This is a genomic window from Kocuria sp. CPCC 205297 (genome assembly GCF_040981035.1).
Lineage (GTDB): Bacteria > Actinomycetota > Actinomycetes > Actinomycetales > Micrococcaceae > Kocuria > Kocuria marina.
This window is the reverse complement of sequence record NZ_JAVKPY010000001.1, coordinates 15,504-34,772: the sequence shown is the minus strand read 5'-3', so window position 1 is coordinate 34,772 and position 19,269 is coordinate 15,504. Positions and strand designations below refer to the sequence as shown.

General features: G+C 69.2%; 20 protein-coding genes. 17 read left to right on the top strand and 3 right to left on the bottom strand.

What is annotated here, in order from left to right; all coding sequences use genetic code 11:
* Positions 1–38 precede the first annotated feature (38 nt).
* From RF650_RS00200 to dapF, 7 genes are all read left to right on the top strand, one after another.
* Positions 39–464 (top strand): helix-turn-helix domain-containing protein, encoded by a 426-nt coding sequence (locus RF650_RS00200; protein ID WP_064845953.1) that lies wholly within the window; start codon positions 39–41, stop codon positions 462–464.
* Positions 465–625: 161 nt separating this feature from the next.
* Complete coding sequence (locus RF650_RS00195) at positions 626–847, top strand: DUF3046 domain-containing protein (protein WP_131333198.1); 222 nt, start codon at positions 626–628, stop codon at positions 845–847.
* 167 nt (positions 848–1,014) lie between these two features.
* A complete protein-coding gene (gene recA / locus RF650_RS00190; RefSeq protein ID WP_085106687.1) occupies positions 1,015–2,160 on the top strand; it encodes a recombinase RecA in 1,146 nt (381 codons plus the stop codon).
* A 17-nt stretch (positions 2,161–2,177) separates the two neighbouring features.
* A complete protein-coding gene (locus RF650_RS00185; protein WP_131333197.1) occupies positions 2,178–2,942 on the top strand; it encodes a regulatory protein RecX in 765 nt (254 codons plus the stop codon).
* A gap of 74 nt (positions 2,943–3,016) precedes the next feature.
* A complete protein-coding gene (miaB, locus tag RF650_RS00180; RefSeq protein WP_131333964.1) occupies positions 3,017–4,522 on the top strand; it encodes a tRNA (N6-isopentenyl adenosine(37)-C2)-methylthiotransferase MiaB in 1,506 nt (501 codons plus the stop codon).
* 7 nt (positions 4,523–4,529) lie between these two features.
* Entirely contained in the window at positions 4,530–5,471 is a 942-nt protein-coding gene (gene miaA / locus RF650_RS00175) for a tRNA (adenosine(37)-N6)-dimethylallyltransferase MiaA (RefSeq protein WP_131333196.1), read from the top strand.
* Positions 5,464–6,408, top strand: a complete 945-nt coding sequence (gene dapF, locus RF650_RS00170; protein WP_242670443.1) for a diaminopimelate epimerase — start codon at positions 5,464–5,466, stop codon at positions 6,406–6,408. Before miaA ends, dapF begins: the two co-directional genes overlap by 8 nt.
* A 207-nt stretch (positions 6,409–6,615) precedes the next feature.
* Here the strand turns inward: dapF and RF650_RS00165 are convergent, their stop codons facing one another.
* Entirely contained in the window at positions 6,616–7,233 is a 618-nt protein-coding gene (locus tag RF650_RS00165; protein ID WP_131333194.1) for a class I SAM-dependent methyltransferase, read from the bottom strand.
* Positions 7,234–7,319: 86 nt separating this feature from the next.
* Here RF650_RS00165 and hflX point away from each other — a divergent pair, with 86 nt between their 5' ends.
* Entirely contained in the window at positions 7,320–9,023 is a 1,704-nt protein-coding gene (hflX, locus tag RF650_RS00160) for a GTPase HflX (RefSeq protein WP_131333193.1), read from the top strand.
* Entirely contained in the window at positions 9,020–11,074 is a 2,055-nt protein-coding gene (locus RF650_RS00155; RefSeq protein ID WP_165489805.1) for an ATP-dependent DNA helicase, read from the top strand. Before hflX ends, RF650_RS00155 begins: the two co-directional genes overlap by 4 nt.
* An 83-nt stretch (positions 11,075–11,157) precedes the next feature.
* Here the strand turns inward: RF650_RS00155 and lexA are convergent, their stop codons facing one another.
* The gene (gene lexA / locus RF650_RS00150; RefSeq protein WP_131333192.1) at positions 11,158–11,931 is read right to left on the bottom strand and encodes a transcriptional repressor LexA; all 774 of its coding nucleotides are present in this window, start codon (positions 11,929–11,931) and stop codon (positions 11,158–11,160) included.
* A gap of 280 nt (positions 11,932–12,211) precedes the next feature.
* Between lexA and RF650_RS00145 the strand changes: the two genes are divergently transcribed.
* From RF650_RS00145 to RF650_RS00115, 7 genes are all read left to right on the top strand, one after another.
* A complete protein-coding gene (locus RF650_RS00145; protein WP_131333191.1) occupies positions 12,212–12,643 on the top strand; it encodes a LysM peptidoglycan-binding domain-containing protein in 432 nt (143 codons plus the stop codon).
* Positions 12,644–12,794: 151 nt separating this feature from the next.
* Positions 12,795–13,898, top strand: a complete 1,104-nt coding sequence (locus tag RF650_RS00140; RefSeq protein WP_131333190.1) for a histidinol-phosphate transaminase — start codon at positions 12,795–12,797, stop codon at positions 13,896–13,898.
* Between the two features lie 156 nt (positions 13,899–14,054).
* Positions 14,055–14,672, top strand: a complete 618-nt coding sequence (gene hisB, locus RF650_RS00135) for an imidazoleglycerol-phosphate dehydratase HisB (RefSeq protein ID WP_144932642.1) — start codon at positions 14,055–14,057, stop codon at positions 14,670–14,672.
* 17 nt (positions 14,673–14,689) lie between these two features.
* Positions 14,690–15,385, top strand: a complete 696-nt coding sequence (gene hisH / locus RF650_RS00130; protein ID WP_085106727.1) for an imidazole glycerol phosphate synthase subunit HisH — start codon at positions 14,690–14,692, stop codon at positions 15,383–15,385.
* Positions 15,382–15,543 carry a hypothetical protein gene (locus RF650_RS00125; RefSeq protein WP_165489804.1) on the top strand — a complete coding sequence of 54 codons (162 nt, stop codon included), beginning with the start codon at positions 15,382–15,384 and terminating at the stop codon, positions 15,541–15,543. Before hisH ends, RF650_RS00125 begins: the two co-directional genes overlap by 4 nt.
* A gap of 108 nt (positions 15,544–15,651) precedes the next feature.
* Positions 15,652–16,401: a bifunctional 1-(5-phosphoribosyl)-5-((5-phosphoribosylamino)methylideneamino)imidazole-4-carboxamide isomerase/phosphoribosylanthranilate isomerase PriA gene (priA, locus tag RF650_RS00120; RefSeq protein WP_131333188.1), complete on the top strand. Its 750-nt coding sequence runs from the start codon at positions 15,652–15,654 to the stop codon at positions 16,399–16,401.
* A 124-nt stretch (positions 16,402–16,525) separates the two neighbouring features.
* Complete coding sequence (locus RF650_RS00115) at positions 16,526–17,347, top strand: SseB family protein (protein ID WP_131333962.1); 822 nt, start codon at positions 16,526–16,528, stop codon at positions 17,345–17,347.
* A 116-nt stretch (positions 17,348–17,463) separates the two neighbouring features.
* On the opposite strand, the gene RF650_RS00110 is transcribed toward RF650_RS00115, so the two are convergent.
* Positions 17,464–17,934 (bottom strand): DUF1844 domain-containing protein, encoded by a 471-nt coding sequence (locus RF650_RS00110; RefSeq protein WP_131333187.1) that lies wholly within the window; start codon positions 17,932–17,934, stop codon positions 17,464–17,466.
* Between the two features lie 362 nt (positions 17,935–18,296).
* On the opposite strand from RF650_RS00110, the gene infC reads away from it, so the two are divergent.
* Positions 18,297–19,247, top strand: a complete 951-nt coding sequence (infC, locus tag RF650_RS00105; protein ID WP_368813796.1) for a translation initiation factor IF-3 — start codon at positions 18,297–18,299, stop codon at positions 19,245–19,247.
* Positions 19,248–19,269 lie beyond the last annotated feature (22 nt).

Below are 19,269 nucleotides of genomic sequence, written 5' to 3'. Positions count from 1 at the left end.
GAAGGCCCCGTCAATTCGTACGAGGAGAAGCAATTCACATGACGAAGCAACCCGTGTCTGTCAATGGTGTTGTCCGTTGGAAGGACGTGGGTGTGTCCGATGAAGCTCACGGGAAAACCAATGATGTCAAGGTCGGTGTCCTGCGTCAGGAGATAGGCGAGGTGCTGCGCAACGTCCGCCAGCGTCAGGGCCGGACCCTGCGCGAGGTCTCGCACAGTGCCCGCGTCTCGCTGGGGTACCTGAGCGAGGTGGAGCGAGGACAGAAGGAAGCCTCCTCCGAATTGCTCGCGTCCATCTGTGCGGCACTGGACATCCCGATGTCCCAGATGCTGCGCGAGGTCGCGGACCGTCTCGCCTACGCCGAGGGCACGTTCATCCCTGACACCGTGCCGTCCGAGCTCACGGAGGAGTTCACGCGGGAGATGCGTCAGCTGCGCGGTGGCACCGCCGCCGGCGCGCACTGAGTCAGACCCCGCTCGCTGCGGCCGAACCGGCCGCGGTGCACCAGACCAACGAACGGACCCGCCCTGTGGGCGGGTCCGTTGCTCATCGCATCACCGTGGGGTCCGCACAGCGTGGAGAATTAGCGGATCTATGCAGCGTCGATACCGAGGAGAAGTCGTTCATGCGAGTCAGTGCGTTCTGGGACCTGATGTCCCACGAATTCGGGGCGGTGTACAGCCGGGTTCTCGCTCGGGATCTGGTTTTGACCGAGTTGGGTGAGCGCACGGCCGCGGAGGCCCTCGAGTCCGGGACGGACCCCAAGACGGTGTGGTTCGCGGTGTGCCGCGCCCAGGATATCCCCGAGTCCCGGTGGTGGGGTCCGGATCAACCGCCCCGGCGCTGAGTTCGCCGTGGACGGCGTGCGCCACGCCGTCTTCGAAGGTATATTCGAATCAGCTCACGCGCGCTCCACAACCCGTCCGGTCTCTTATGGCTGTCGGACCCCCTTTGTACCGTGGAACGCGAAGACATCGACAGGGCCGCCCCGGCCCCCGAGAACCGAGGTGAAACATGGCAGCCAAGTCCAAGGGCGCACCGGCACCCTCTCAGGTGGCCGGATCCGATCGTCAGAAGGCGCTGGACACCGTCCTGTCCCAGATCGACAAGAACTACGGCAAGGGATCGGTCATGCGGCTGGGGGATCGCCCCGCCAACAAGATCGAGACCATCCCCACCGGTTCCATCGCGCTGGACGTCGCACTGGGTATCGGCGGGTTCCCCCGCGGCCGTGTCGTGGAGATCTACGGCCCGGAATCTTCGGGTAAGACCACCGTGGCCCTGCACGCCGTGGCCAGCGTCCAGAAGGCCGGCGGGATCGCCGCCTTCATCGACGCCGAGCACGCGCTGGACCCGGTCTACGCCGAGAAGCTCGGTGTGGACACGGATAACTTGCTGGTGTCCCAGCCGGACACCGGTGAGCAGGCGCTCGAGATCATGGACATGCTCGTGGGTTCGGGCTCCATCGACATCATCGTGATCGACTCCGTGGCGGCCCTCGTGCCCAAGGCGGAGATCGAGGGCGAAATGGGCGACAGCCACGTGGGTCTGCAAGCCCGGTTGATGTCCCAGGCCCTGCGTAAGATCACGGGTCGGTTGTCCCACACCAACACCACCGCGATCTTCATCAACCAGCTGCGCGAGAAGATCGGCGTGTTCTTCGGCTCCCCGGAGACCACCACGGGTGGTAAGGCGCTGAAGTTCTACGCCTCCGTCCGCGTGGACGTCCGCCGGATCGAGACCCTCAAGGACGGTGCGAACCCCGTGGGTAACCGCACCCGCGCCAAGATCGTCAAGAACAAGATGGCCCCGCCCTTCAAGCAGGCCGAGTTCGACATCCTCTACGGTCAGGGCATCTCCATCGAGGGCGGCCTGATCGACATGGGCGTGGAACACGGCATCGTGAAGAAGTCCGGTGCGTGGTTCACCTACGAGGGGGACCAGCTCGGCCAGGGCAAGGAGAACTCGCGCCGCTTCCTCAAGGACAACCCGGAACTCGCCCAGGAGATCGAACGCAAGATCCTGGTCAAGCTCGGGATCAGCGAGGACCCGGACCAGGCCTCCCAGGACACGGAGGGGTTCGGCGACGATCCCCAGGACCTGGACCCGGATGCCCCGTTCGCACCGGCCAAGGACGAGACCGAACTTCCGGCATTCTGAGCTGACGCCGTCCCTTCATGACTGAATCTAAGCGCTATGGTTCCCGGCGCCGCCGGGCCTCCGATTCCCATTGGAGCCCGGCGGCGCCGCCCGCGTCCGCGGAGTCATCGGGTGAAGCGGAAGCCGATCCCCGCGACGTCGCCCGCGCCATCGTCCTGCGACAGCTGAGCGCATCGGCCAAGTCGCGGCACCAGCTCGAGGACAAACTCGCGGACCGCAACGTCCCCGAGGACGTCGCTCGGGAGGTGCTCGACCGGTTCGAGGAAGTGAACCTCGTGGACGACCGGGCCTACGCGGGGATGTTCGTCAGGTCGCGCGCCGAGACCCGCCGGTTGTCCCGCTCGGCTCTGCGCCGAGAACTCGCGCAGCGCGGGATCACGGGTGAGATCGCGGACGAGGCCCTCGAACAGCGCTCCGACCACGACGAACTGCGGGACGCCCACGTCCTCGTGCGCAAGAAGTTGCCCGCCTCCGTGGACCCGTCGGACCGCAAGGAACGCGACCGGCTGACCCGCAGGCTCGTGAGCATGCTCGGACGCAAGGGGTACCCGCCGGGACTCGCGTTCGCCGTGGTCAAGGAGGAGCTGGGCGCGCTGGAGGCCTCGGCGGAGGAGTTCGAATCGGAGGAGTCCGCGGGTGACGAGTTCGCCGGTGACGAGTTCTCCGCAGACGGGTTCCCGGGAGACGGGTTCTCGGGAGATGAGTACGCCGCGGGCGGGTCCACAATGGGCGGGCGCGATCGGCCGGATCCGGACGGCGCCCACGTGTGGGACACGCCCTGATCGGTGCCCCTTTGGCCGTGGACGGCCGAGATCCGGCGATTTGACCCCGTCCCTAAAATGGTGAGGTGACTCAGATGCCCCATGCCGTGCAGGAACCCGTGATCGCCACCGATGCACCCGCCTACGAGGTGCGCACTCTCGGATGCCAGATGAACGCCCACGACTCCGAGCGCATCACGGGACTGCTCGAGAGCGCCGGATACGTTCCCGCGGTGAACCGTGATCCGGACCTGGTCGTGTTCAACACGTGTGCCGTCCGGGAGAACGCGGACAACAAGCTGTACGGCCAGCTGGGTCAGCTGGCCCCCGTCAAGCGGCGCAACGAACGGTTGCAGATCGCGGTGGGCGGCTGCCTCGCCCAGAAGGACCGCGCCACCATCGTCGATAAGGCCCCGTGGGTGGACGTGGTCTTCGGGACCCACAACATCGGGTCCCTGCCGGTCCTGCTGGAACGCGCCCGGCACAACGAGCAGGCCCAGGTGGAAATCCTGGAAGCCCTCGAGACGTTCCCGTCGGCACTGCCGACCAAGCGGGAACAGGCATATGCGGGGTGGGTGTCCATCTCGGTGGGGTGCAACAACACGTGCACGTTCTGCATCGTCCCCCAGCTGCGCGGCAAGGAGAAGGACCGCCGTCCCGGGGACATCCTCGCCGAGGTCCAGGCGCTCGTGGACTCCGGTGCGGTGGAAGTGACCCTGCTGGGGCAGAACGTGAACTCGTACGGCGTGGAGTTCGGTGACCGCGGTGCGTTCGCCAAACTGCTGCGCGCCTGCGGGGACATCCAGGGGTTGGAGCGGGTGCGCTTCACGAGTCCGCACCCCGCGGCCTTCACGGACGACGTGATCGATGCCATGGCGGAAACCCCCAACGTGATGCCTCAGTTGCACATGCCGCTGCAGTCCGGTTCGGACCGGATCCTCAAGGACATGCGGCGCTCGTACCGTTCCAAGAAGTTCCTGGGCATCCTGGACCGGGTGCGTGAGCGGATCCCGCACGCCGCGATCACCACCGACATCATCGTGGGCTTCCCAGGGGAGACCGAGCAGGACTTCCAGGACACCCTGGACGTCGTGGAGGCCTCCCGGTTCTCCTCCGCGTTCACCTTCCAGTATTCGGTGCGCCCGGGCACTCCCGCCGGGGAGATGGCGAACCAGGTCCCCGCCCCCGTGGTGCAGGAACGCTTCGAACGGTTGACCGCCCTGCAGGACCGGATCAGCGCGGAGTTGAACCGCGAGCTCGTGGGCACGCGCACGGAGGTGCTCGTGAGCGCCCAATCGGGGCGGAAGTCCGAAGCCACGCACCGACTGAGCGGGCGGGGCCCGGATCAGCGGCTCGTGCACTTCAGTGTCCCGGACGGAGCCGCACAACCGCGCCCGGGTGATTTCGTCACGGTTCCGGTGACCGGGGCCGCCACGTACCACCTGCTCGCGGACCCGCGGGACGCGAACGAGTACAGCGTGCGGCGCTCCCGCGGCGGGGACGCGTGGGAGGCCGCTCAGGCGGAATCGTGTGGTGCGCCGTCGTCCTCGGGCAAACCCGCCGCCGTGGGGCTGGGCATGCCGTCGCTGCGGAAGCCCTGAGCGCGGTATGACCCGGGGGACGCAACGCCCGGTCGTGGCGGTCGTGGGGCCCACGGGGACCGGGAAGTCGGACCTCGGGATCGCGATCGCCCAGCGCGTGGGCGGGGAGATCGTCAACGCGGACGCCCTGCAGTTCTACCGGGGCATGGACATCGGGACCGCCAAGCTGCCCCCGGAGGAACGCGGGGGAGTGCCGCACCACCTGCTCGACATCTTGGACCTGCACGAGGAAGCGTCGGTCGCCGCGTTCCAGACTCGCGCTCGCACCGTCATCGCCGAGATCGAGGAACGCGGCAACGTGCCCGTCCTCGTGGGCGGCTCGGGACTGTACGTGCGCGCGGTGCTCGACCACATCGAATTCCCCGGAACCGATCCGCAGCTGCGAGCGCGGGTCGAAGCCGAGCTGCACGAGCACGGGCATCCCCACATGCTGCAGCGGCTCGCGGACGTGGATCCCGAATCGGCGGCCACGGTCAAGGACGACCGCAGACTGGTCCGGGCGATCGAGGTGCATCGGCTGACCGGACGGCCCTTCACATCGTTCATGCCCGAGCGCCGGTACGTGCGGCCCACGGTGCAGATCGGTCTCGCCATGGAGCGGGACGTGCTCAACGAGCGGGTGGCCCGCCGCGTGGACACCATGCTCGAGCGGGGGTGGCTGGACGAAGTACGAGCGCTCGCGGCCCGGGGGCTGCGCGAGAGCCCCACCGCCGGGAAGGCCCTGGGGTACCCCCAGTTGCTCGCGGTGCTCGACGGCACGAGTACGCTCGAGCGCGCCCGGGACGAGACCGTGACCGCCACCCGCAGGTTCGTGAAGCGCCAGCGCACGTGGTTCCGGGCGGATCCTCGCGTGCACTGGTTGCGGGCGGACGATCCCGCGGGACCGTCCGCGCTGCCGGAACGGGCAATGGACGTCGTCCGGGCTCAGTATGATGGCGGCGATGACTGACACGACCGAGGGGACGGTAGGCAGCGTGAACTGGCAGGAACTGGCGGGCGTGCGCGTGACCAAGGCGCACGGCACGGGAAACGACTTCGTGGTCTTCACGGACCGGGACGGCACCCTGGACGTCTCACCGGACACGGTCGCGGCGGTGTGCGACCGACACCTCGGGCTGGGCGGTGACGGCCTGATCCGCGCCGTGCGCACCGAGCACGTGGCCGATGCCGGCGAGCTCGCCGAAGCGCACCCGGACGTCGAGTGGTTCATGGACTACCGCAACGGGGACGGTTCCGTGGCGCAGATGTGCGGTAACGGGGTGCGGGTGTTCGTGGACCACCTCGTGCGCGAGGGGCTCGTGAGCCTTCCGCGCGGTTCCCAACTGCGCATCGGCACGCGCGCGGGGATGCGCACCGTGGCGCGTACGTCCGACGGCTACGCCGTGGACATGGGTCCGTGGAGCTTCGAGGATGGGGACGCCGCGCGCGAGCGCGGTTCGGATTGCCTCGTGAATGCGGAGGGCCTCACGGTCCCGCGCCCGGGGGTGTCCATCAGCATGGGCAATCCCCACACGGTCGTGGCCCTGTCCGAGGGCGAGAAGTTGGACGGGCTGGACCTACACACCGCGCCCGTCGTGGAACCCACCCCTCCCGAGGGGACCAACGTGGAGTTCGTGGTGCCCTCGGACGATGGCGATTCCGAGTTCGGTCGCCTCGAGATGCGCGTGCATGAACGGGGTGTCGGCGAGACGTACTCGTGCGGCACGGGCGCGTGCGCGGCCGCGGCGGCCACCCGTTTCTGGGGCGGTCCCGACTCCCCGGACCGCTGGTTCGTGCGTGTCCCCGGGGGCGTGCTGTCCGTGACGTTCGTGCCCGCCCCGGACGGCACCGAGCATGTCGTCCTCGCGGGTCCGGTGCGCGTGGTGGCCACCGCCGAGCTCGTCTGAGTCGGTCGCGTTCGTGCCGCGGTGGGCTGAGTCGGGAGGGCCTCGCCGCGCGGCCCTGTTGCATGCATCGTCCGACGACGACGCTGCGCGCCGGCTCCCGGAGCGGCACCCCTGGCTCCTGTTTCCGACCCAACGCCCGGGGGTATAGGTTCCAACGCCGTACACGCGACCCCGGTTCCCGCCCCGGCATGCGTGCCTCCGCGCGCCTCAGGCGCGCTGGACGGTGATGACGCGGAAGCCCTTGTCGGTTGCGGCCCGGTCCACGCAATACCCCTCACCCAGGGTGGCCGCGAGCCAGCGCTGCAGTGAGTCCCCACCCAGGTTCTTCTGTACCACGAGCCACGCCGTACCACCGGGCGCGAGGCGGGGGAGCCACATCATGAGGATGTCGTGCAGTTCCTGCTTCCCCACGCGGATCGGCGGGTTGGACCACATGGTGTCGAACGTACGATCCGAGGGTACGTCCTCGGGTAGATGGGTCTCCACGCCCGTGAGACCCAGCTCCCGCGCGTTCGCCGCAGTCAGCCGCAGGCTGCGTTCGTTGACGTCCACCGCGGTGACCGTGGCACTCGGTGCAGCGAGCGCGAGGGCCAGGGTGATCGGCCCCCACCCGCACCCGATGTCGAGCAGGTTCCGCCCGTGCGGATCGGGCACGTTGCGCAGCAGCGCGGCGGTTCCCTTGTCCAGGTCCGAGGGGGAGAAGACCCCCGCGGCCGTCCCCACGTCCACGGTGCGGCCCCGCAGCTCCACGGTGATCCGCCGCGGTTTCTCCGCGACGGACGGGTCGGACACGAAGTAATGCTGCGCGGGATTCTCGGGGGCCATGGCTCCACATGCTAGTGCCCCCGCCCGTCATGTCAGTGCCCGGCGCTAGACTTGGTCAACCGTCTCCAGCCATAGATCAAGGAAATATGACGCAATCTCACCAGCACCAGAATCCCGCTCCGAAGCAGCCCGGACACTCCGCGGAACTGACCGGACCGGAACTGGAGGACGTCGTCTCGCGTGTCCTGGCCCGTGCGCGCGCACGCTCCGAACCCACCCACGTACACGACGCCGGTCAGGACGTCTTCGACGATGAACGGGGCGTCCACGGCGCCCGCGACCACGCCGCCTCGTACGCAGCGGGCGGCGGACACGATCACCTGGGCCGCGCCCGTGAGCTCGCGGACGAGGACCACGTCCACGTCGAATCCGACGGCGATCAGCAGGACCTCGCCGAACGTCACGCGCTGCGCCGTGTCGCCGGACTGTCCACCGAGCTCGAGGACGTCACCGAGGTCGAGTACCGGCAGCTGCGGCTCGAGCGCGTCGTCCTGGCGGGTCTGTTCTCGAGCGGGACCCTGGCCGATGCGGAGAACTCGCTGCGTGAGCTCGCGGCGCTCGCTGAGACCGCCGGTTCCGAGGTCATGGACGGTCTGCTGCAGCGGCGCGCGACCCCGGACCCCGGCACGTACCTCGGCTCGGGCAAGGCCCTGGAACTCAAGGACGTGGTGGCCGCGACCGGTGCGGACACCGTCATCGTGGATGCCGAGCTCGCGCCGTCGCAGCGTCGTGCTCTCGAGGACGTCGTGAAGGTCAAGGTCATCGACCGCACGGGCCTCATCCTGGACATCTTCGCCCAGCACGCCAAGTCCAAGGAGGGCAAGGCGCAGGTGGAGCTGGCGCAGCTCGAGTACATGCTCCCGCGTCTGCGTGGTTGGGGTGAGTCGCTGTCCCGGCAGGCCGGTGGCCGTGCGGCCTCCGGTGAGGGTATCGGTAGCCGTGGTCCCGGTGAGACCAAGATCGAACTGGACCGGCGCCGGATCCGCCAGCGCATGGCCAAGTTGCGTCGGGAGATCGCGGCCATGAAGCCGGCGCGTGAGACCAAGCGACTCAACCGCAAGCGTCATTCCGTGCCCTCGGTAGCGATCGCGGGGTACACCAACGCGGGTAAGTCGTCCCTGCTCAACCGGTTGACGGATGCCGGGGTCCTCGTGGAGAACGCGCTGTTCGCCACGCTGGATCCCACGGTGCGCAAGGCCGAGACCCCGGACGGGATCGGCTACACGCTCGCGGACACCGTGGGCTTCGTGCGCTCGCTGCCCACCCAGTTGGTCGAGGCGTTCCGCTCCACCCTGGAAGAGGTCGCGGACGCAGACGTCATCGTGCACGTGGTGGATGCCTCCCACCCGGATCCGGAGGGTCAGCTCAAGGCCGTGCGGGACGTCCTCACGGACGTGGGCGCCAATGACATCCCGGAGATCGTGGCCCTGAACAAGGCCGACATCGCGGATCCCGTGGTGCTGGGTCGTTTGCGCAATCACGAGCACCCGTCGGTGGCCGTGTCGGCGCGCACCGGAGAGGGCATCGAGGAATTGCAGCGGTTGATCTCCTCCGCCATTCCGCGCCCAGACCACGACATGGAACTGCTCGTGCCCTACATTCACGGCGAGGTGGTCTCCCGGCTGCACGCCCAGGACGCCGAGATCCTGCGCACGGAACACACTCCCGAGGGTACGCGGTTGCGTGTGCGCGTTCGCGAGGAACTCGTGGGTGAACTCGAGCCCTACCGCGTGGCGGAGCCTGGGAGCCCGGCTGCCGCGCCCACCGCGGGGGATCCCGCCGGAGCATGAGCGCATCGTTCGTCGACGAAGCGGGGCACGACCTTTCGGACGTCCGCCCCGAAACGCTGCCCGGCGCGGTGGACACGCTCGAGCTCCTCGACTCCGCCGTGACCGCGTTGGGCGGGCAGCGCCGGGAGGGACAGCGGTTCATGGCGGCCAAGGTCGCCGAGGCCCTCGAGACCGGCCGGCATCTGTTGGTTCAGGCCGGGACAGGAACGGGTAAGTCACTCGCGTACCTCGTCCCGGCCCTGCGCCACGCCCGCACCGCGGACAAGCCCGTGGTCGTGGCCACGGCCACGCTGGCCCTGCAGTCCCAGATCACGGGCCGGGACGTCCCCCGCTTGCTCGACGCGCTCGAGGACGAACTGGACGACCGCCCCGTCGTCGCGCTGCTCAAGGGCCGCTCCAACTACGCGTGCCTGCACAAGGTCGAGGGCGGCTACCCGGACGACGACGGCGCCCTGTTCGACGTCCCCGGTTCGGGACCCGCCGCAGGGGGCGCGGATCGCCCCCTCGGTGGCTTGGCCCAGCAGGTGCTGCGGTTGCGGGAATGGGTCGAGACCACCGAGACCGGGGCCCGGGACGACGTCCAGCCGGGTGTCACGGACGCCGCGTGGCGGCAGGTCTCCGTGACCGCCAAGGAGTGCCTGGGGCGCAAGTGCCCCCTCGTGGAGGAGTGCTTCGCCGAGCGCGCCCGGGCCGAGGCCGGCGAGGCGGACGTGGTGATCACCAACCACGCGCTGCTCGCGATCAACGCGTTCGAGGGGCTTGCGGTCCTGCCCGAGCACGACGTCGTGATCGTTGACGAGGCCCATGAGCTGCGGGACCGGGTCACGGGTGCCGTGACCGCGTCGCTGTCCGCCGCCGCGGTACGAGCGGCGGCCACGGCCGTGCGCAAGCACACCGCGGCGTCGAGCGATGCACTCGAGAAGGCCGCGCAGGCCTTCGATCTCGCCTTCGACCCCGACCCGTCCGGACTGTTGCCACGAGGCTTCACCGAGGAGCAGGTCTACGCGGTCGGTGGCGTTCAGGACGCCGCGCGCACGGGGCTCAGTGACACCAAGGGCGATTCCAAGGGCGAGGACGCGGCACGTCACGCGGCCCGCTCACGATTGTCCGAGCTGCTGGACACCGCCGAGCGCATGCTGTCGGCGGACACCGCCCATGACGTCCTGTGGATCTCCCGCGTGGGTCGCTGGTCGCCCACCGAGGGATACGTGGGAGCGTCCGAAGGCGAACCGGCGACCCTGAACATCGCGCCGCTCAGCGTCGCGGGGCCCCTGCGGGAGGGGTTGTTCGACGGGCGCACGGTCGTGCTGACCTCGGCGACCCTGGCCGTGGGGTCATCGTTCTCGTCCACGGCCGGGGCTCTCGGCCTGCAGGGCCCGGGGTCCCCCGCGTGGCGGGGCGTGGACGTGGGCAGCCCCTTCGACTACCGCCGCCAGGGCATCCTCTACGTGGCCAAGCACCTCGCGAAACCCGGCCGTGGCGTCTCGGAGGAGCAACTCGAGGAACTGCTCGGGCTGCTCGAGGCCTCGGGCGGCGGCGCGCTCGGTCTGTTCTCGTCCCGCCGGGCCGCGGAGGACGCGGCGGAGGCGCTGCGCGATCGTACAGAGCTGCCCATCCTGTGCCAGGGGGACGCCTCCCTGCCGTCCCTGGTCAAAGAGTTCACCGACGATCCCTCAGCGAGCCTGTTCGGAACCATGAGCCTGTGGCAGGGAGTGGACGTGCCGGGGCAATCGTGCCGACTGGTCGTGATCGACCGGATCCCGTTCCCGCGCCCGGACGATCCCCTGGGCACCGCGCGCACACGCGCGGCCGAACGGGCAGGCGGCAACGGGTTCATGTCGGTCTCGGCCACCCACGCCGCGGTGCGCCTGGCGCAGGGCGCCGGCCGACTGATCCGTGCGAGCGGGGACAAGGGCGTCGTCGCCGTGCTGGACTCGCGGCTCGCCACGGCGCGCTACGGGCCCTTCCTGGCCCAGTCCCTCCCGCCGCTGTGGCCCACCACGGACCGCTCGACCGTTCTCGGGGCGTTAGAGCGATTGGCGCGCTCCTGAGCGTTCGACCTCGCTGTGCTCACGTCCGTGGTGCCGTCCCGCGTGACGCGACGCGCGGTTCCCGGAACCGTTCGGAGGGCGAGCTACAGGGAGCGGAAGACCGAGACGACCTTTCCCATCACGGTCGCGTGATCACCCAGGATGGGTTCGTAGCGGGTGTTCTGGGGCAGCAGCCACGTGTGGCCGTCGCGCTGGCGGAAGGTCTTGACGGTCGCTTCGTCGTCCAGCAGGGCAGCCACGACGTCCCCGTTCTGCGCGGAGTTCTGTTGGCGCACCACGACCCAGTCGCCGTCGCAGATGGCAGCGTCGATCATGGAGTCCCCGGAGACCTTGAGCATGAACAACTGGCCGTGACCCACGAACTGCCGTGGCAGGGAGTAGACCTCCTCGACCGATTGTTCGGCGGTGATGGGGCCACCGGCGGCGATGCGCCCCACGAGCGGTACGGGGACCATGGCGTCGTCGTCGTCCGCGGCGGGCAGGTCGCCCATGGTGTGCACCGCGGGGGACCCGGCGCCCGATGCGCGGGTCGCCAAGGACTCCACGGAACCCGCGGGCTCGTCGGCCGGCCCCAGGTGGCGGTCGAGTTCCTCCGCGCTCAACGGGCGCAGGACCTCCATGGCGCGGGGTCGGCGCGGATCCCGGCGCAGGTAGCCCCACTTCTCGAGCTGGCCGAGCTGATGGGTCACGCTGGACAGGGACGCCAGACCCACGGTGTCACCGATCTCACGCATGGACGGCGGGTAGCCGCGCGTGGTGATGCAGCGCTGCACGGCACCGAGGATCCGTGCTTGTCGAGGGGTGAGCGTGCGCGAGCGTCGGTCGGACGCCTGCTGATTCGGGGAAGAAGTGCTCACGTGCGGGGTCCTTTCACCGTCCACGCTGTGCACACCCTGCGGTGGGCCGCGGAGGCCGCTTATGCGTGTCGGAGACGCGGGGTCAACTAACTCCTGTGTGACCTCGAGCTTAACCCGCGCGCGTCCCCGGGTTCAAATATGTGTTCGAAAAGGTCCTCGACAGCATTCGTACACCCGTGCTAGAACTGTTGGTAGAGATTCGAAAATGTGTTCTAAATACGCTCCGCGTTCGAACACCGCCACCTTCGGGTGGATCCGGTCAGATCACCAGGAGGTAGCCATGACCGCTCTCACCTTGTCGCGATCCGTTCGTTCCGCCACGGCTGCGTCCTCCGCCGCCGTGCGCGCTCGTACGTCGGCCCGCGCCGCGTCCGTCCAGGCCGCCCCGCGCGCCGCTCGCTCGCCGCTGCAGCTCACCCGCCGCGGCCGGTTCTTCCTGATCGGACTGCCCTTCGTCACGGGAGCGGCGGCCCTGTTGGTGGTCGCCGCCGTCTTCCTGCTGCCGCCCACGGTCAAGGCATCCACGGAACCGGCGGGGGCGCCCGTGACCCACGGAGTCACGGTGCAGGCGGACCAGACCCTGTGGGAGATCGCCGCCGTGGCGGACCCGCAGCGGGACACCCGCGAGGTCATGAACGACATCGCCGAGCTCAACGGTCTGACGTCCTCCACCCTGCACACGGGTCAGGTCCTGGAGGTCCCGTCCCGCTGACGGTGACCCGTCGGTGACGTGATCCGTCGGTGCCAAGTGAGCGACTCCTGGTGCGCCGACAAGCTCCGGGCGGTGTCACGACTGGTCCGGGAATCGACACACCGTGAGACGTCGTGTGACCGGATATGCGCCGAGTCCATAGACTGGTCTGGTGAATTCTCGTGATGATTCCCTCGAAGCCCTTCCGCTGCGCGACGACCTGCGGGGCTTGTCTCCCTACGGTGCTCCCCAGCTGGAAGTCCGTGTCGCACTGAACACCAACGAGAACACCCATCCGGTTCCCGAGCCCGTGGTTCGGGCCATCACGCGGCGCGCCACCGATGCCGCGGCGTCCCTGAACCGCTACCCGGACCGGGACTTCACCAATCTGCGGACCGCCCTAGCGTCCTATCTGGGTCACGAGCTGACCGAGGACAATCTGTGGGCCGCCAACGGGTCCAACGAGATCCTGCAGCAGATCCTGCAGGCCTTCGGTGGGCCGGAGCGCTCCGTGTTGAGCTTCGTCCCCACGTACTCGATGTACCCGTTGCTCGCCCTCGGGACCGGAACGCGGTTCATCGCGGGGGAGCGCGCTGCGGACTTCTCCCTGTCCGCGGAGTCGGCGGCACGCCAGGTGGGCGAGCACGCCCCGAACATCGTGTTCCTGTGCTCGCCCAACAACCCCACCGGGACCGCGCTCGAACTGGATGTCGTCGAGGCCGTGTACGAGGCGGGGGAGGACCGCAACACCATCGTCGTCGTGGACGAGGCCTACGCCGAGTTCGCGCGCTTCGGAACCCCCTCGGCGCTAACCCTGCTTCCCGGCCGTCCCCGGCTCATCGTCACGCGCACCATGAGCAAGGCGTTCGCGTTAGCGGGTGCACGGCTCGGGTACTTCGCCGCGGACCGCTCCGTCGCGGACGCTATCCGCCTCGTGCGCTTGCCGTACCACCTGTCCTCGGTGACCCAGGCGACCGCACTGGCCGCACTCGAACACCACGAGACACTGCTCGGCACGGTCGAGGACATCAAACTGCAGCGCGACCGGATCGTGGACGAGCTCAAGCGACTGGGCCTGACCCCCGCCGAATCCGATTCCAACTTCGTGTTCTTCGAGTGCGGCGGGGACGCCCACGCCATGTGGCAGGGTCTGCTCGACCAGGGCGTCCTCGTGCGGGACGTGGGGATCCCCGGCCACCTACGGGTCACCGCCGGGACGGAAGCGGAGACCACCGCGTTCCTCGAGGCCGTGGAGTCCTACCTCGCCCGGTCCTGAGCCGGACCGTCCGGGCCAAGATTCTGAGCCGGCCCGGCTCGTCTCGAACCGTGGGACCGGTCTAGCCGCGGCCCCATGGTCCCACCCCAGCCATCTAGACTGGACCCGCCCGCCGAGCCGTCGCCGGGCGCCGTCCCCGAGGAGATGTCGTCTTTCATGAGCGCAGTCGAGAACCACCGCACCGCCACGGTGGAACGCGTGACCAGTGAATCCACCGTGCGCGTGAGCCTGGACCTGGACGGGACGGGTACGTCCTCGATCGAGACCACGGTGCCGTTCTACAACCACATGCTCACGGCACTGTCCAAGCACTCCCTGATCGACCTGGACATCCAGGCCCACGGGGACACGGACATCGACGTCCACCACACGGTCGAGGACACAGCGATCGTCCTGGGTGATGCGCTGCGCCAAGGACTCGGGGACAAGCGGGGGATCCGCCGTTTCGGGCAGGCCACCGTGCCGCTCGACGAGGCACTCGCGTCCGCCGTGGTGGACGTGTCCGGGCGGCCCTACGTGGTGCACACGGGTGAACCGGAGGGCCAGCAATACCACTTGATCGGTGGTCACTTCACCGGGTCGATGACCCGCCACGTCTTCGAGTCCCTGGCCTACCACGCCCAGTTGTGCCTGCACGTGGAGGTGATCCGCGGCCGCGATCCGCACCACATTGCCGAGGCCCAGTTCAAGGCGCTTGCGCGGGCGTTGCGCGAAGCCGTGGAGCCCGACGCCCGCATGGCCGGCGTGGTCCCGTCCACCAAGGGCGCCCTGTGAGCGGGGCGGAGCAGAACATGACGGAGGCGCCGAGCGTTGTCGTCCTGGACTACGGCGCGGGCAATGTGCGATCTGCCGTGCGCGCCCTCGAGGAGGCCGGCGCGCGGGTGGTGCTGAGCGCCGATCCGCGCGACGTCATGGACGCGGACGGTCTCGTGGTCCCGGGCGTGGGAGCCTTCGCGGCCGTCATGGAGGGATTGCGCGCGGTGGACGCCCCGCGGCTCATCGATCGCCGGTTGAGCGGTGGCCGTCCGGTGCTGGGGATCTGCGTGGGCCTACAGGTCATGTTCGACCGCGGCGTGGAACACGGTCACGAGTCCGAGGGACTGGCACAGTGGCCCGGGACCGTGGAACGCCTCGACGCTCCGGTGGTCCCGCACATGGGCTGGAATGAAGTGCGCCCGCCGGAGGGCTCGGTACTGTTCCGCGGCATTGAGGACGAGCGGTTCTACTTTGTGCACTCCTACGGGGTGCGGGAGTGGGAATTCGACCAGAGCATCGAGCACATGGTGCCCCCGGGCGTCACCTGGTCCGAGCACGGGGCGCCCTTCGTTGCCGCCGTGGAGAACGGTCCGTTGAGCGCCACGCAGTTCCACCCCGAGAAGTCCTCCGCGGCGGGGATCGCCCTGCTGCGCAACTGGCTGTCCACGCTGCCGCGCACCGGACGCATGGCCGGGCGCATCCCCGCACCGGGTTCGGGGGTCCCGGCATGACCGCATCGGTGCTGCTGCTCGTGGCGGGGGCGTTCTTCGTGGGCGGGGCGATCTCCTTCCATCAGCAGCGCAAGCCGCTGTGGAGCGTGGTGTTGCTCGCGTTTGTGGCCCTCGTGTTGATCGGCTACGGGGGCTACTCGTGGTTCACGAGCGTGTGAACCGGGCGTAGTGCCGTCGTCAACGGGTACGGGGCGCGCGCCACACCGCGACAATCCAATCAACCACCGGACCACCACGGCGCCCGCAGGCGCCACGTGAGGAGAGACATGACCGAGACCACCGAACGCCGTTTGGAACTGCTGCCCGCGGTGGACGTGCAAGGCGGACAGGCCGTGCGCCTGGTCCAGGGGGAGGCCGGCTCCGAGACCGGCTACGGCGATCCGCTCGAGGCCGCCCTCGCGTGGCAGGAAGCGGGCGCCGAATGGTTGCACCTCGTGGACCTCGACGCCGCTTTCGGTCGCGGTGACAACATCGAGGTCCTGCGCCGCGTGGCCGCGAACCTCGACCTCAGGATCGAGATGTCCGGCGGGATCCGGGACGACGAATCCCTCGAGCGCGTCCTGACCCTGGACCCCGCGCGCATTAACCTGGGCACAGCGGCGCTCGAGAACCCCGAGTGGACGCATCGCGTGATCGCCGAGCACGGGGACAGGATCGCCGTGGGTCTGGACGTGCGCGGCACCACGCTCGCCGCGCGCGGCTGGACCAAGGACGGCGGCGACCTGTGGGAGGTGCTGGAGCGCCTCGAGGCCGACGGCTGCGCGCGGTACGTGGTCACCGACGTGACCAAGGACGGCACGCTGCGCGGGCCCAACACCGAGCTGCTGGCCGAGGTCGCCCGCCGCACGGACAAGCCCGTGGTGGCCTCGGGCGGAATTTCGTCTCTCGAGGACCTCGCCGCGCTGCGCGAGCTCGTCCCCGCCGGCATCGAGGGCGCGATCGTGGGCAAGGCGCTCTACGCCGGCAAGTTCACGCTTGCGCAGGCCCTGGACGTCGCCGGTCGCCCGAGTGCCTGAGCACCGCGCGGATCGCGGGCCCGGACGCGAAGCGCACCCGCCCTCCGGGCGCGGTGACCACGACGTTTCCGGACCCAGCGCACGCGTTTCCGGGGCCGACGGCGCTCGCGCCCTTCCCGCGCACATCGCCGCCCAGCTGCGCTCGGCCGGTGGCCCCACAGACACCGGCGGTCAGTCGTGGGAGGGTCGCAATTTGGGGGAGGGTACGAGCCACACCCACCAGTTTCCCGACGACCCCGGCACCGCGGATCCGAATGTCGCCTGCGCACTTGACGCATGGCGCGCGGGGACAGTGGGCGAGGAGGAGGTCGTGGCCGCGCTCGCCGGGATCCGGGTGTTCGTGCCCATCGTGGCGCAGGTGTCCCAGTCTCACATCACCGAGGACGGCCTGGTCTCCGACAAGGAAGCGGACATGGCCCTCGTGAGCTTGCAGGCCGCCGACGGCCGCAAGGCCCTGCCGGTGTTCACGTCCACCAGTGCACTGACCGCATGGAACGCCCGGGCCCGACCGGTCGCCGCGGACATCCGCCGCGCCGCGCTGTCCGCGGTGCAAGACGGCTCCGCGCTGCTTGTCGTGGATCCGGGGGCGGATCCGGCCTTCGTGGTCCGGCGCCCCGCCCTGTGGGCCGTGGCGCAGGGACATGAGTGGACGCCGTCGTACCGGGACGTCGCGGTGGACGACGCCGTCACGCGCGCGGCACTCGGGCGCTCGGAGATCGTGGCGGCGCTCGCCGGCCCGGGTCGCGGTGTGAATGCCGCGCGGTCCGACGGCGCCGCGTTACGCGGTGGGGGCGAGGGCCCGGAGCTCACGGTCACCCTGCAGCTGCGGGTGGGGCTGTCCGCCGACGAGGTACAGGCAGTAGTGGGGCATTACCAACAGCAGCTCGCGGCCCAGCCCGTCATGGCGGAGGCGGTGGATTCGATCGAGGTCCGGCTCACTGCGTGAGGTCACTGCATGAGATCACAGCGTGACGTCGCCGTCTGACGTCACCAAGAGGAACGCGGCGCACGACCACCGGTTGCGCGTCGCGTTCCTTAAAAGGGCTTCAACGGGACTGACGCTCAGCCGTAGACCGGGCCCGTGAACTTCTCGCCGGGTCCCGCGCCGGGGGCGTCGGGGAACGGGGAGGCCTCGCGGAACGCGAGCTGGAGGGACTTGAGGCCGTCGCGCAACGGGCCGGCGTGCTGGGAGCCGATTTCGGGGGCGGCAGCGGTGATCAGACCCGCGAGAGCGATGATGAGCTTGCGCGCCTCGTCCAGGTCCTTGAGTTCCTCGGCGTTCTCCTCCGCGGCCAGGCCGCACTTCACGGCGGCGGCGCTCATGAGATGGACCGCGGCGGTCGTGATGACCTCGACCGCGGGGACCTCGGCGATGTCACGCATCTGGTTGTTCACCTCGGCGAGGGTCTCGTCGGGCAGTGCACCGGGATCGGAGGCGCCGTGGTCGTGGGCGGCGTCGTGAGCGTGAGCGGGACCCTGGGACGATGCGGTGTCGGTGAATTCGAAGCGCTCGGAGCGCGGCTGCTCGGACATGGGACCACTGTAGAACAGCGACCTCGCCCGGCGTGGGGCCGTCCCTCGACTGGCCCCGACGCCCCCGCATGCGTTATATTGGTGGACAGTGTGCAAGCGGAGATGACTCCCACCCGCCGCCGCCCGCCGAGTGACGCGATCACTCGGCACCAGGTGCCCGGGTTCGTGACCGAACGACCACGCCGTTTTCATGACGGTCGTGTCGTCTTGGTCTCTGTGTGGTTCTCACCTCCGCTCGCGCGTGCCGCAGCGGAGGTTTTTCGTTGTGGTCCAGGACCCAACCACGGGGAAACCCACGAACTCAGGAGCTTGGCATTAGCGATCCACGTATCAATGACAGAATCCGTGTCCCGGAAGTCCGCTTGGTCGGACCTGGCGGCGAGCAGGTCGGCATCGTTCGCGTGCAGGACGCGCTGCGGCTGGCCCGAGAATCGGATCTCGATCTGGTCGAGGTCGCACCCAACGCCAAGCCCCCCGTGGCCAAGCTCATGGACTTCGGCAAGTACAAGTACGAAGCTGCGGTCAAGGCTCGTGAGGCGCGCAAGAACCAGGCCAACACGGTGCTCAAGGAAGTGCGTTTCCGGTTGAAGATCGACACGCACGACTACGAGACCAAGGTGGGTCACGCCAAGCGTTTCCTCTCCGCGGGGGACAAGGTCAAGGCCATGATCCAGTTCCGCGGTCGTGAGCAGCAGCGCCCCGCGATGGGTGTGCGCCTGCTCGAGCGGCTCGCGGAAGACGTCGCCGAGGTCGGTGTCGTGGAGACCGCGCCCCGCGTGGACGGTCGCAACATGGTCATGGTCATCGGTCCGCTCAAGAACAAGGCGGAGGCTCGCGCTGAGGCCCGCAAGCAGAAGCAGCGGGAGACGTCGCAGTCCGAGAACCAGCGCAAGCAGCGGGTGGACACCTCTAATGCCGAGTCCGTGACCCAGTCCATCGGGGATGCGTTCCCGGCGGAACTGCGTCAGGCGGCCACCGTGCAGGCGGAGAGCTCGCAGAGCGCTCCCATCGCGGCGGAGGACAAGGTCCAGGAGACCGTGGCGCCGGCGTCCGGTACCGAAGCCACTCAGGCTCCGGCGCAGCCCGAGGCTTCTGCACAGCAGGCCACCGCGGACGCCAAGGTCGCAGCGGCCAAGCCGGCGGCGGCGCAGGCGGGTACCGCATCGGCGTCGTCTCCCAAGCCCGCAGCGAGCCCCAAGCCCGCTGCAAGCGCGAAGCCGGGTGCGAAGCCCGCACCCGCGAAGCCGAGCGCGGCGGCCAAGCCCGCGGCACCGAAACCCGGGGCGTTCAAGCCCGGGCCCGCCAAGAAGTAACCGCGGCACAGGAATTGACAGC